11 protein-coding genes are annotated in these 13,290 nt (G+C 63.9%); 6 read left to right on the forward strand and 5 right to left on the reverse strand.

The window, feature by feature from the left end; translation table 11 throughout:
- Nucleotides 1–9 precede the first annotated feature (9 nt).
- From PCO31110_RS02835 to PCO31110_RS02850, 4 genes are all read right to left on the reverse strand, one after another.
- Nucleotides 10–1,005 carry a PhaM family polyhydroxyalkanoate granule multifunctional regulatory protein gene (locus PCO31110_RS02835; protein ID WP_150689572.1) on the reverse strand — a complete coding sequence of 332 codons (996 nt, stop codon included), beginning with the start codon at nucleotides 1,003–1,005 and terminating at the stop codon, nucleotides 10–12.
- Between the two features lie 130 nt (nucleotides 1,006–1,135).
- Nucleotides 1,136–1,957: an enoyl-CoA hydratase/isomerase family protein gene (locus PCO31110_RS02840; RefSeq protein WP_010804697.1), complete on the reverse strand. Its 822-nt coding sequence runs from the start codon at nucleotides 1,955–1,957 to the stop codon at nucleotides 1,136–1,138.
- A 165-nt stretch (nucleotides 1,958–2,122) separates the two neighbouring features.
- On the reverse strand, nucleotides 2,123–3,274 hold the full coding sequence (locus PCO31110_RS02845) for an ABC transporter substrate-binding protein (protein ID WP_010804696.1): 1,152 nt from the start codon (nucleotides 3,272–3,274) through the stop codon (nucleotides 2,123–2,125).
- A gap of 403 nt (nucleotides 3,275–3,677) precedes the next feature.
- Nucleotides 3,678–4,664, reverse strand: a complete 987-nt coding sequence (locus PCO31110_RS02850; protein WP_010808415.1) for a fumarylacetoacetate hydrolase family protein — start codon at nucleotides 4,662–4,664, stop codon at nucleotides 3,678–3,680.
- A 174-nt stretch (nucleotides 4,665–4,838) separates the two neighbouring features.
- Between PCO31110_RS02850 and PCO31110_RS02855 the strand changes: the two genes are divergently transcribed.
- The 4 genes from PCO31110_RS02855 to PCO31110_RS02870 all read left to right on the forward strand — a co-directional run bounded on the left by PCO31110_RS02855 (nucleotide 4,839) and on the right by PCO31110_RS02870 (nucleotide 8,437).
- A complete protein-coding gene (locus PCO31110_RS02855; RefSeq protein WP_010808414.1) occupies nucleotides 4,839–5,696 on the forward strand; it encodes an IclR family transcriptional regulator in 858 nt (285 codons plus the stop codon).
- A gap of 196 nt (nucleotides 5,697–5,892) precedes the next feature.
- Nucleotides 5,893–6,999 carry a DUF3108 domain-containing protein gene (locus tag PCO31110_RS02860; protein ID WP_150689573.1) on the forward strand — a complete coding sequence of 369 codons (1,107 nt, stop codon included), beginning with the start codon at nucleotides 5,893–5,895 and terminating at the stop codon, nucleotides 6,997–6,999.
- 211 nt (nucleotides 7,000–7,210) lie between these two features.
- Complete coding sequence (pcaD, locus tag PCO31110_RS02865) at nucleotides 7,211–8,005, forward strand: 3-oxoadipate enol-lactonase (RefSeq protein WP_010808412.1); 795 nt, start codon at nucleotides 7,211–7,213, stop codon at nucleotides 8,003–8,005.
- Nucleotides 8,006–8,179: 174 nt separating this feature from the next.
- A complete protein-coding gene (locus tag PCO31110_RS02870; protein ID WP_010808411.1) occupies nucleotides 8,180–8,437 on the forward strand; it encodes a BTH_I0359 family protein in 258 nt (85 codons plus the stop codon).
- 126 nt (nucleotides 8,438–8,563) lie between these two features.
- Here PCO31110_RS02870 and PCO31110_RS02875 read toward each other — a convergent pair whose 3' ends face one another.
- Nucleotides 8,564–8,956: a rhodanese-like domain-containing protein gene (locus PCO31110_RS02875; RefSeq protein WP_010808410.1), complete on the reverse strand. Its 393-nt coding sequence runs from the start codon at nucleotides 8,954–8,956 to the stop codon at nucleotides 8,564–8,566.
- Nucleotides 8,957–9,117: 161 nt separating this feature from the next.
- Here PCO31110_RS02875 and PCO31110_RS02880 point away from each other — a divergent pair, with 161 nt between their 5' ends.
- On the forward strand, nucleotides 9,118–10,233 hold the full coding sequence (locus tag PCO31110_RS02880) for a homocysteine S-methyltransferase family protein (protein ID WP_010808409.1): 1,116 nt from the start codon (nucleotides 9,118–9,120) through the stop codon (nucleotides 10,231–10,233).
- Between the two features lie 156 nt (nucleotides 10,234–10,389).
- Nucleotides 10,390–13,095, forward strand: a complete 2,706-nt coding sequence (gene metH, locus PCO31110_RS02885; RefSeq protein WP_150689902.1) for a methionine synthase — start codon at nucleotides 10,390–10,392, stop codon at nucleotides 13,093–13,095.
- Nucleotides 13,096–13,290 lie beyond the last annotated feature (195 nt).

Raw genomic sequence — 13,290 nt, forward strand, 5'->3', positions numbered from 1 at the left:
CCGACGGCGTTACCACTTCCACGCGGCTTGTTTGCCCGGCGTCTTGCCTGCGGCGGGGGCCGGTTTTTCGGTTGCCTTCTCGGCCGCCTTCGACGGTGTCTTTGCCGATGTCTTTGCAGACGTCTTTGCCGCTGCCGATTTCGCCGGGGTCTTCTTGCTGGCCGGCGCACGCTTGGCGGCCGTCTTGCCAGCCGTCTTCGCCGCGCCCGTGGCTCGCTTGGCAGCTGTGCCCGCCTTGCCCGGCGCTTTGCCTGACGGTTTCGGTTCACCCGATCCCGCTGGCTTGGCCTGCGGGGCGTGCGTCGCCTTGGCCGCTGCCTCTGACATTTGCGCCGCTGCCGCTTCCGTCATCTGCGCCGCCGACATGCCGGCCGCCTGTGCGGCTGCGGCAATCTGATCGAACTGGGCGCGCATGGCGTTGAACCACAGCGACGGGTCCAGCGCGCCATATGCATTGCCTGCCTGGGCGAATGGCGATTGGGCCTCACCACCCCCCGGCGGTGTTTCCTCGGCGGCAGCCGCAGCTTCCGGCTCGGGTTCAGGCTCAGGCTCGGGCGCGCGGGCCTGCGATTCGACGTCTTGCGCCGGTTCGGTCGATGCGAACGGCGAGCGCCAGAGGTTGGCCGCGCCTGCCTGTCCGAACGGCGGGGTAAATGGGGGTGTAAACGCCCCGCCACTCTCCGGCGCACTCGTCGCGCCCGCTTCGGCACCGCTCGACGCGCCGAAGTTGCCGGTGCCGAACGCACGCAGCGTCGCATAGGTAGCGCGTTGCACCTCGAACGCCTGAATGGTCGAGCGCAGCACGTTCAGATTGAGCGTGAGCCATTGCTCGACGGCACGCATCTCGGCGATGCGGTTTTCGATTTCGTCGGGATCGAGCAACGGCGCGGCACTCTGCATCAACTGCGTGAGCGGCGAGGTGAATGTCGCTGGGGGGCTGAACGCCTCCCACATTTTCTTGAGAATGTCGAAACCGTTAGGCATGGCACTCGTCGAATCGCTCATTACAGTCTCCAGTCACGGTCAGGGGACGGATGGCCTGCGGGCCAGTCCCGGCAAAGCCACGCGCATCAAGCGCTAAGCCGCAGCGGGCGTATGGGTATCGATCATACGCCGAGCGTGCACCAATGGTGTTTCAGAACGGCGCGTCGCCGCCGTAGTCCGGCGCCCGGCGCTCACGCAGCGACGCGATGCCCTCGCGCACGTCCGGGCCGGCGAAGCCCATGAATTCGAGCGCGAGCGACGCGTCGAACGACGGTCCCGCGCTGCGCAGCCAGTTGTTGAGTGCGTACTTGGTCCAGCGAATGGCCGTGGTCGAACCGCGTGCAAGCTTGTCCGCGACTTCGAACGCCTTGGGCAGCAGGTCTGCCTCGTCGACGGTAAGCGACACGAGTCCGATACGCTCGGCCTCCTCTCCCGACACCGGTTCGCACAGCAGCAGGTAGTACTTCGCTTTGGCCATGCCGCACAACAACGGCCACACGATGGCGGCATGATCACCCGCCGCCACGCCCAGGCGCGTATGACCGTCGATGATGCGCGCGCTCTTCGCGGCAATGGAGATGTCGGCGAGCAAACCCGCGACCAGTCCGGCACCGACGGCCGGGCCATGCATCGCGGAAACGATGGGCTTGCTGCAATTGATCACGTTGTAGACGAGGTCGCGCGCTTCGCGCCACACCCGCGCACGCACCGCGAAATCGTCGGCCATGTCCTCGACGAGCGACAGGTCGCCACCGCCGGAAAAGCCTTTACCCTCCCCACGAATGACGACGGCGCGTGTCTCGGTGTCGCGGTCGATATCGCGCCACACGTCGGCCAGTTCCCGATGCATCTGGTGGTCGGCAGTCGACAAGCCGCTCTTGTTCGCTCCGGCGCCCATGATGAGTTCGAGCACGCCGTTGGGATGCCGCTTGAATTGCAGCGACCGATAGTGTTGATACAGGTCTTGCGACATAGCTTACCGCTCCAAAAAAATATCCCCGCACGGGCGGGGATCGGAAAGCAGCGGCGTCGGCCGAAGCCAGCGCCGCCAACGGTCAACACGGCGATGTGAGCGACGTTGGGCGCGCCACATCCGTCATTTCAGTTGCAGGCAATGGTCATCGCGTTCGCATCGCACTCACGGTGCGAGCAGCCACTTGCCATTGTCGATCTTGACCATTACGCGCGCACGCTGATCCAGGCCAAGGTGATCGGTCGGACTCATGTTGATCACGCCGTTCGACACGTGCACTTCCTTGCTGGTCTCCAGCGCGTCGCGCAGCGCCTTGCGGAATTCCGGCGTGCCCGGTTTGGCCGTCTTCAGTGCAATCGGAATGGCGCGTTGCAGCAGAATACCCGCGTCCCACGCATACGAACCGAAGGCCGCCACCGTGCCGGCGCCGTATTTGGCTTCGTACTTCTTGATGTAGTCGAGCGCAACCGCCTTGGCCGGATGATCGTTCGGCAGTTGCGACGCCACGAGCACCGGGCTCGCCGGCAGGTACGTGTTGTTGCAGTCTTTGCCGCACACACGCAGGAAGTCGTTATTCCCCACGCCGTGGTTGTGATACACGATGCCCTTGAAGCCACGCTCGGCCAACGCCTTCGGCGGCAGCGCGGCAGGCGTGCCGGCCGCACCCACAACGACGGCATCCGGGTTAGCCGCCATGATCTTCAGGATCTGACCCGTCACGCTCGGATCGGTACGTGCGAAACGCTCGTTGGCAACTATCTTGATCTTGTGCAGGCCGGCGAACTTGGCGACTTCTTCGTAAAAGGCTTCGCCCAAAGCGTCACCCTGACCGATGAACGCGATCGTCTTCACACCGTGGCGGCTCGCATGCTCGGCAATCGCCGAAGCCATCTGCGCATCGGTCTGCGGAGTCTTGAACATCCAGTGGCGCTTGGCGTCAACCGGCTCGATGATGCGCGCCGACGAAGCCAGCGAGATCGTCGGCGTAGTACCGCTCGCAATCACGTCAAGCATCGCCAACGTATTCGGCGTGATCGACGAACCGATGATGGCGTCTACGTGGTTCTCGGAGATGAGCTTTTTGGTGTTCTGAACAGCGGTCGTGGTATCCGACGCATCGTCGAGCACGATGTAGTCAACCTTCTGCCCACCAATTTCGGTCGGCAGCATGGTGACCGTGTTGCGCGCGGGAATGCCAAGCGAGGCAGCCGGGCCTGTGAGCGAAATGCTCACGCCAATCTTGACCTGAGCGGCAGCGCCACCAGCCAACGCCAGCAACATCGCACCCAGCAGGGCAGTGCGCACGGGGTTTCGCATGGAAAATCTCCTGGTCTGGCCTGCGCTGGTTATTTTAACGCCAGCGCCCCCGAAGGACACCTCGCGCCGCGCCGGCAAAAGTTAGGGCCAACTCGCTCACCCGATAGGGGTGCGAACCGACTCAAGGAGACAAAGAATAGCGGAGCCGGAATTCTTCTCCATATACGGGTTCACCCTATGCGCGTGTCCACACGCCCTCCCCCCCCCCCCGCGTAAAGGGTCGCTTTTTTTTGGGCGCTGTTGTCCTTCCCCCCCCCTTTCAACACCTCCCCCCAGATGGACCGGGGCCCCTTTCCGCCTCTCAGACATAAACCCAACTCGCTGCAGAAAGGGGCCCCGGTCCATCCCCCTCTTCGCCCCTGGTACTTCTATTGACACCGCTCCGCCTGCGGCAACTCGCGTCTTACTCGTCCAGCGGAGAGACCGCCTGATCAATGGCGCCGAAGATCGTTTTGCCCTGCGCATCGAACATTTCAATCCGCACACGATCGCCATAACGCATGAACGCCGTCTCCGGTGCCCCCCTCTCAATCGTCTCCAACATGCGCCTCTCTGCTATACACGCACTGCCCCGACTTCGATCTTTGTTGGAAATCGTCCCCGAACCAACGATGGTGCCAGCCCTCACATTGCGCGTCTTGCATACGTGCGCCACAAGCTGGCCAAAGTCGAACACCATGTCTTCCCCACACTCAGGCACACCGAACTTCTTGTCGTTCCACTTCACCGTTAACGGTCGGTGCACCCGGCCACCATGCCAAGCCTCACCCAACTCGTCCGGCGTGATGGCCACCGGCGAGAAACTGCTCGCAGGCTTGCTCTGGAAGAAACCGAAACCCTTGGCCAACTCAGCCGGAATCAGGTTGCGCAAACTCACGTCGTTAACCAACATCAGCAAACGAACACCCTCGAGCGCCCGCGCCGGACTCGCCCCCATCGGCACATCTGACGTCACCACCGCAACCTCCGCCTCGAAGTCGATGCCGTAGTCCTCCGACGCACACACGATGTCGTCCGTCGGCCCGATGAAGTCGTCGCTGCCCCCCTGATACATCAGCGGATCAGTCCAGAATTCCGGCGGCATCTCCGCCCCACGTGCCTTGCGCACCAACTCGACGTGATTCACATACGCCGAGCCGTCGGCCCATTGGTACGCCCGCGGCAACGGCGCCATGCACTCGGCCGGGTCGAACGCGAAGGTGTTGCGCGCACGATGGTGATTGAGTTCTGTGTAAAGCGTCTGAAGCTGCGGAGCATAGAACGTCCAGTCGTCAAGCACACGCTGCAGCGTGGGAGCAATGGCGTCAGCAATGCAGGCGATGGACAAGTCGCGCGACACGACGATCAACTGGCCGTCGCGGGTGCCGTCCTTGCGGGTAGCGAGTTTCATGTGATGGAGTCTGCGGACCTTCTCAAGCCCGATAGAATGGCGCGTGAAGCCGAAGATTCTACCTGAGGGCATCGGCCCGCTACCGGTCCGCATTGCCCGCCGATTGCCCGGAAGCACCGGCGGCCCACGCACCGAAGACGACTTGCGCCGCCGCGACGACGAAGACGGAGACACATGACAGCGCCTGAGAATAACAACAATGCCGAGAACGACGACAACACGGCCACCCCCGACGAGGAGAAAACCCGCTCGGGCATCCAATCCATCGAAGTCGGCTTCCGGCTCATCGAGGTGCTGACCGAAGCATCGAACGCCATGATGCTGCGCGACCTCGCACACGCAGCCGGCATGAACCCCGCCAAAGCACACCGGTATCTCGTGAGCTTTCAGCGGCTCGGCCTCATCGTGCAGGACCCGGTGAGCGGGCGTTACGACCTCGGCCCCTTCACGCTGCGCATGGGACTCGCCCACCTCGCCCGTATCGACGCCTTCAAGGCCGCCCGCTTCGCACTGTCCGAGTTGCGCGATGCCATCGACCAGACGGTGGGCCTTGCCGTCTGGGGCAACCAAGGGCCGACCGTCGTGCATTGGCTCGACTCGACCTTCCCAATGCGCGTGCCGCTGCGTCTGGGCGATGTCATGCCCATGCTCGAATCAGCCGCCGGCCGCCTGTTCGCCGCTTACCTGCCCGAGCGCCAGACGGCACCGCTCATCAACGCCGCTCTCGCAGGCTTGCAACACGCGTCGCGACATCATCTGCCCGCCACCCGCGCGCAGTACGATGCCGTGCTCGACGACGTGCGCGCACACCGCGCCTCACGCGTCGAGGGCACCGTGCTGCCGTCGGTCAACGCGTTCTGCATGCCGGTGTTCGATGCAACCGGGCAACTCGTGATGGGCCTCATGGCACTAGGCCCAGAAAGCCGTTTCGACGCCAGTTGGGGGGGCCCGATCGACACCGCCCTGCGCACGCTCGCTCAGAAACTCTCGGCCGACCTCGGTCACGCCCACGCACCGGGCGCCAAGCCTTGAGTGGCAGAGCTGACTGGACGGTCGCGACACGGCGATCCGAAGGTATTGCCGCGCAATGAACGGCCCTTCGCCCGGTCTGTCGAACCGACATGCTCCGCAATGTGCGATCCTGATGCCCTGACGTTCCAGCCTATCGATTCTCGTGTTATCGCGCGCCCCTCGCCCCTCTCGATCACCTCGCCAAACAACGCCTAACGTGCCCCCGGCTTCCGACGATTCCAGCAACGCCGTCTCGACGCCCTCCGGCCCGACGCCGCCGGGCTCGCGCGGTGGCTGGATCGTCTGGGCAAGCGTGCTCGCAGCAGTGTTCGTCGCGCACGTGCTTATCGCGTTGTGGGTGGCCGGTCATCGGACTGCGCTCGACGACACGCCGATTCCCGAAATTCCGATCACGCTGATCCCCCTCAAACCCGTCGCGCCGCCCGCGCCCCCGGCACCGCCGGCGCGCAAGCCGAAGCCGGTGGTGAAGCCGAGTCGGCCGAAACCCGCTCCGCCCGACACGCTTGCCGCCCCAACAATGACCGACACACCAGGGCCGCAGTCAGCCTCGGAGACGGTTGCGGGCGAGGGGAATACGCCAGGCGCCCCGGCCAGCAATGCGCAAGCCGAATCGCCGGCAGGGCCGCCGCTGACGGCGGCAGCCGCCAACGGCGATAAGTTTGACCCGCCGCCGTCCGTCACGCTGACGTACGACGCGCTGATGAATGGCGTGCGCAACCAGACGGGTGAATTGCATTGGGTGAACGAGAACGGACACTACCTCCTGCGAGTGGCCGTGCCGATCATCTTCTTCGGCACTTTTGAGTTCGTCAGCGAAGGCGGCTTCGACGTGAACGGCATCGCGCCATCCCGCTATGTGGAAAAACGCGGTCGCCGCACCGAGTACACCACCGACTTTCATCGGGACGGCGCACCCACGCTGAGCTTCACACGCTCGGGCCAGTCGCTCCCGCTGGCGCCAGGGGCGCAAGACCGCTTCAGCGTGATGATGCAACTGGCGGGCTATGCGAGAGGCAATCCGGAACGCTATACCCAGGTGGGAGTGACGCACGAGTTCACGGTGGCCGACACGGACAGCAGCGAGATCTGGCCGGTGCAATACGTCGGCAGCGAGATCTTGAGCACGCCGCAGGGCTACCTCGAAACCCGCCATTTCACCCGTTTGCCGCGCAAATCGGGCGACGAACGACGTGTCGATATCTGGCTCGCACCCTCGCTGGACTGGCTGCCCGTGCGCGTGAAACAGACTGAACCCTCCGGCAATGAATTCGAGCTGATCTTCACGCAGAAGGCGGCCCGCTAAGCCCGCCCAGGACGAGACTCCGGCAACGTGGCTCAAATCGTTAGAAATTCGAGTGATTCAGGCATCATGCGGCCCTGCGGAAAAGTGTTGCCTCACTACTACGAAACGCTCTGCACAAGTTGGATGTTCCTGACATAATCAGAAACATCCCACTGCATCGACGCCACATCGTTAGCAGACGCATCGACGAGATCAGGGAGGGCCGCTCACCATGAAAGTCAGTGCTAACGGTGCATCGATTCATTACGCGGTGGACGGCCACGGCCCGTGGCTGACGCTGGCGCACCCGTTGGGTGCGGATCTTACGGTCTGGGACGATCTGGTGCCCGACCTCGCAGCCCATTTCCGGGTGCTCCGTTACGACAGTCGCGGCCATGGCGGCAGCGATGTACCGCGTGGCCCATACACCATCAAGCAACTGGCGGCTGACGCGACTGCGCTGCTCAGTTCGCTGGAAATCCCGAGAACGCATTTCGTCGGCATTTCAATGGGGGGCGCTGTCGCTCAGCAAGTGGCGCTCGACGCCCCCGAGCGCATCGCCAGCCTTGCGCTGATCGACACCACCGCCGGCTACGACGACGCCGATGCGAAGGTATTTCTCGAACGCGCCGCCAAGGCCCGCGAGCGGGGAATGAAGGCACTTGCCGACGGCACGCTGGAACGCTGGCTCGGTGAACGCTTCCGCAAGCGCCATCCCGGGCAGGCCGAGCGCATTCGGGCGCTCGTGGCCCGCGCACACCCGGAGGGCTTCGCCGCCTCATGCGAAGCGCTGGCGGCGTTCGATGTGCGAACACGATTGGCAGAGATCGAAGTGCCGACGCTCGTGCTCGTCGGGGAAAACGACCTGTCGACCCCGCCAGCCGTGGCTCGGCGCCTGGCCGACGGCATTGCGGATGCCCAGTTGGAAATCGTGCCGGACGCAGCGCATCTGTCGATCGTCGAGCAGAAACAGTTCGTAACCAACGCCCTTGCAACATTTCTACAGGGAGCCGCCTCTAACGTCTGACACCTGCAATCTGCGGGACCTGAAACGGGACCTTTGACAAGGAGGGCAAAAAACCATTGAATTCGTCAGCCGGTGTGCCGATAAGCGAATCATGGGGCACTGCCTCTTGAAATCGCGCCGCGTCGCCCCTATGTGGGTTATCAAGGACCATGCAGGAACACCAGGAGAGTTGCCATGCTCATGATTTACAACAGCCCGAACTACTGTGTCGTTGAGTTTTCCGCCGATAACGGCAATCACGCGCTGTCTGCCGGTGGCTATGAAATCGTGGACAAAACCGCTGGCCGTGAGATTTTCCTCGACGGCACGCTTGCCCGGCAATTCCGTGAAGAAGTACAGAAGCTGATCGCTTCCGAACCGTCCGAGGACGAAGTCGATGAATTCCTCGGTCAGTTCGATACCTTCATGACGAACCCGGTCGTGCTCCATTGATGCAAACACCGTACGCGGTGCCGCCACACGAAAAACCCTCGCACAGCGAGGGTTTTTTCATGGGGCGGGCGCCTGACGCAACGTCAGGCGCCCGCCCCCCTCAGATCCGCGTACCATCCGCCGCCCTCAGCACTGCTCCCACGGTAACCCTTCGAAACGCCAGCCGTTGACCGCATTGCGGTGGTGCGTCGCGTCCAGATCGCCCTCGAAGCCATGCTGCACGCCGTAGACATTGAGGAAACCCGCCGCCTCGAGCGCTTCACCCGCCGCCGTACTGCGGTTGCCGCTGCGGCAGATCAGCAGCACGGGGCGGTCGCCCCCCGCACCCGCGAGCTTGCGCACGCTCGGTACGAAGTGGGGATTGATTTCCCAGTCCGGGCCGTCGTTCCAGGCCACATGGATCGCCCCGGCCGGGTGCCCCACGAACAGGTATTCCATCTCGCTTCGGCAGTCGACAAACAGCGCGTTGGCGTTGGTTTGCAGAAACTTGTGGGCCGCGCCCGGAAGTAGAAATTCCATATCGTTGGCAAAAGAGGTTGAAAACGGTGTGCCGGGGGCGTCGTGCCCAAGCACGACCGTCCCTGTGCCGACACCGCCCGGCAACGCAGCGGTACGCGGGCGGCGGGCGCGAAAGCCATTACAATTATAGGTTTCCCGGCTACTCCAAGGCGACGTCCGTCATGACCACCGCAACCCCATCCGCCGCCAACGCCCATACGGGGACCGCACCGGCGGCTGCCCAGGCCCCTGCGCAGACCCGCTACACGCGCGGTCAGGCGCTGCCTGCGCTGCTTGAATCGCGCATCCTGATTCTGGACGGCGCCATGGGGACGATGATCCAGCGGTACAAGCTGGACGAAGCGCAGTATCGGGGCACGCGCTTCGCGGACTTCGCACACGACGTCAAGGGCAACAACGAGTTGCTCTCGCTCACGCGCCCCGACGTCATCAGCGAGATCCACCGCAAATACCTCGCGGCCGGCGCCGATATCATTGAGACGAATACGTTCGGGGCGACGACGATCGCGCAGGGCGACTACCACATGGAAGCCCTGGCCGACGAGATGAACCGCGAGTCGGCGCGTCTGGCGCGCGAGGCCTGCGAAGCGTTCAGCACGCCCGAGAAGCCGCGCTTCGCCGCCGGCGCCATCGGCCCGACGCCCAAGACCGCGAGCATCAGCCCCGACGTGAACGACCCGGGCGCACGCAACGTCGACTTCGATCAACTGCGCGACGCTTACTACGCGCAGGCCAAGTCGCTGCTCGAAGGCGGGGTCGACCTGTTCCTCGTCGAGACGATCTTCGACACGCTCAACGCCAAGGCCGCGCTCTTCGCCATCGACGAGCTGTTCGAAGACACGGGCGAAGTGCTGCCGATCATGATTTCGGGCACCGTCACCGACGCCTCCGGACGCATTCTGTCCGGCCAGACGGTCGAGGCCTTCTGGAATTCGCTGCGTCACGCACGCCCGCTCACGTTCGGTCTGAACTGCGCACTTGGCGCGACGCTCATGCGTCCGTATATCGCCGAACTGGCCAAGCTGTGTAACACGTACGTATCGGTTTACCCGAACGCCGGCCTGCCCAACCCGATGAGCGATACCGGCTTCGACGAGACCCCGGACGTGACCTCGGGCCTGCTCAGAGAATTCGCCCAGGCCGGACTCGTGAATCTGGCAGGCGGCTGCTGTGGCACCACCCCGGAGCACATTGCCGAGATCGCGAAGGCGCTGGCCGACGTGAAGCCGCGCCGGTGGCCGTCACAGTACCGCAGTGCCGGCGGCGACGCTGCCTAAACCCTGCCGTCCGCCCGAAGCCAACACCATCGATTGCAGAAGCCCGGCGCACCGCCATCGCCCCCGCGCGATCGCCATGACTGGCGCGCCAACCACTGAACGGATTGCCCCATGAGCCAAACGCCCTTCCTGAAGCCTGTTGAACCAGTGCAGCCGATGCGCCTGTCCGGCCTCGAGCCCTTCAACATTGGTGAGGGCACGCTTTTCGTGAACGTCGGCGAGCGTACCAACGTCACGGGTTCGAAAGCGTTCGCGCGCATGATCCTGAACGGCCAGTTCGACGAAGCGCTTGCGGTCGCCCGCCAGCAGGTCGAGAACGGCGCGCAGGTCATCGACATCAATATGGACGAGGCCATGCTCGACTCCAAGGCGGCGATGGTGCGCTTCATGAACCTGATCGCCTCCGAGCCGGACATCGCGCGCGTGCCGATCATGATCGACTCGTCGAAGTGGGAGGTGATCGAGGCGGGGCTGAAGTGCGTGCAGGGCAAGGCCATCGTCAACTCGATCTCGCTCAAGGAAGGCCGCGAAGCGTTCGTGCATCACGCCAAACGCATCCGCCGCTACGGGGCCGCCGCCGTGGTCATGGCCTTCGACGAACAAGGTCAGGCCGACACCTACGCGCGCAAGACCGAGATCTGCGAGCGCAGCTATCGCGTGCTGGTCGACGAGGTGGGTTTCCCGCCCGAGGACATCATCTTCGATCCGAACATCTTCGCGGTGGCCACGGGCATCGAAGAGCACAACAATTACGCGGTCGACTTCATCAACGCCACGCGCTGGATCAAGCAACACCTGCCCGGTGCGAAGATCAGCGGCGGCGTGTCGAACGTCTCGTTCTCGTTCCGTGGCAACGACCTCGTGCGCGAGGCGATTCACACCGTGTTCCTGTACCACGCGATTCAGGCGGGCATGGACATGGGTATCGTCAACGCCGGCCAGCTCGGTGTGTACGAGAACCTCGATCCCGAACTGCGTGAGCGTGTGGAAGACGTGGTGCTCAACCGCCGCGAGGACGGCACGGAGCGGCTGCTGGAAATCGCCGACCGCTTCAAGGGCGGCGCGCAAAAGCGCGAAGAAAATCTGGAATGGCGCAACCAGCCTGTTGAAGCGCGTCTCGCCCACGCGCTGGTGCACGGCATCACGACGTTCATCGTCGAAGACACCGAGGAAGTGCGCCAGAAGATCGAGACCGCCGGCGGGCGGCCGATTCAGGTGATCGAAGGCCCGCTCATGGACGGCATGAACGTCGTGGGCGACCTGTTCGGCGCGGGCAAGATGTTCCTGCCGCAGGTCGTGAAAAGCGCGCGCGTGATGAAGCAGGCCGTCGCGCATCTGGTGCCCTTCATCGAGGAAGAAAAGGCGCGCATGGCCGCCGCCGGCGAAGACGTTCGCTCGAAGGGCAAGATTGTGATGGCCACGGTCAAGGGCGACGTGCACGACATCGGCAAGAACATCGTGACCGTGGTGCTCCAGTGCAATAACTTCGAAGTCGTCAACATGGGCGTGATGGTGCCGTGCGCCGATATCCTCGCCAAGGCGAAGGAGGAAGGCGCGGACATCATCGGCTTGTCGGGCCTCATTACACCGAGTCTCGAAGAGATGGCATATGTCGCCTCGGAAATGCAGCGCGACGAGTACTTCCGCCTGCGCAACATTCCGCTGCTGATCGGCGGCGCAACGACCTCGCGCGTGCATACCGCCGTGAAGATCGCGCCGCACTACGATGGCCCCGTGATCTACGTGCCGGATGCGTCGCGCTCGGTGTCGGTCGCCTCGAACCTGTTGTCGGACGAGTCAGCCGAGCGCTACCTTGCCGAGGTCAAGACGGACTACGAGCGCGTGCGTCAGCAGCACGCGAACCGCAAGGCCACTCCGATGGTCTCGCTCGCGACCGCCCGTGAGAACAAGTTCAAAGTCGACTGGTCGACCTACGTTCCGCCCAAGCCGAAATTCATCGGCCGGCGCGTGTTCAAGAATTACGATCTGGCCGAGTTGGCGGAATTCATCGACTGGGCGCCGTTCTTCCAGACGTGGGACCTCGCAGGCCCCTACCCGGCGATTCTGACCGACGAGATCGTCGGCGAGTCGGCCCGGCGTGTCTTCGCCGACGGCAAGGCCATGCTCGATCGCCTGATCAAGGGCCGCTGGCTGACGGCCAACGGCGTGATCGCGATGCTGCCCGCCAACGTGGTCGGCGACGACGACATCGAAATCTATACGGACGAATCGCGCTCGGAAGTGGCCTTCACATGGCATAACCTGCGCCAGCAGAGCGAGCGCCCGGTCGTGGACGGCGTGCGCCGCCCGAACCGCTCGCTGGCCGACTTCATCGCCCCCAAGGACAGCGGCGTGGCCGACTACATCGGCGTGTTCGCAGTCACGGCAGGTCTTGGCGTCGACGCCAAGGAAGCCGGTTTCCTCGCGACTCACGACGATTACAGCGCGATCATGCTCAAGGCGCTGGCAGACCGTCTGGCCGAAGCGTTCGCCGAGTGCATGCACGCCCGCGTGCGCCGTGACTTCTGGGGCTACGCAAGCACCGAGCAGCTCGATAACGACGCCCTCATCAAGGAGGCGTATGTCGGCATTCGCCCGGCGCCGGGCTATCCGGCGTGCCCGGAACACTCCGTCAAGGGCCCGATGTTCCACTACCTGCAAGCCCACGAGATCAACATGAGCGTGACGGAATCACTCGCCATGCTGCCCGCAGCGAGCGTCTCGGGCTTCTATCTGTCGCATCCGGACAGCACGTACTTCAGCGTCGGCAAGATCGGCCCCGATCAGGTCGAAGACTTCATGGAACGCGCGAATGTGGACGAGGCGACCGCCCGGCGTCTGCTCGCACCGCAACTGTCGTAGGAACATCCTGTAAATGCGATCCGGCGCGCGGTGAAGCTACCGCGCGCCGGATCGGGATGCCATAATCGCGGCGGCGCACCGGCGCGGCATTCGCAGCCATTCGACCGGCAGCCGGGCAGACCCGCCGTCCGTCTTCCCTGGTGTCACGTGTCTGTCGCAACCGAAGCGTAATGTCCCGCCCGTTCGGGCTGATCC

Source organism: Pandoraea communis (assembly GCF_902459745.1).
In the GTDB taxonomy this organism is placed as follows: Bacteria; Pseudomonadota; Gammaproteobacteria; order Burkholderiales; family Burkholderiaceae; genus Pandoraea; species Pandoraea communis.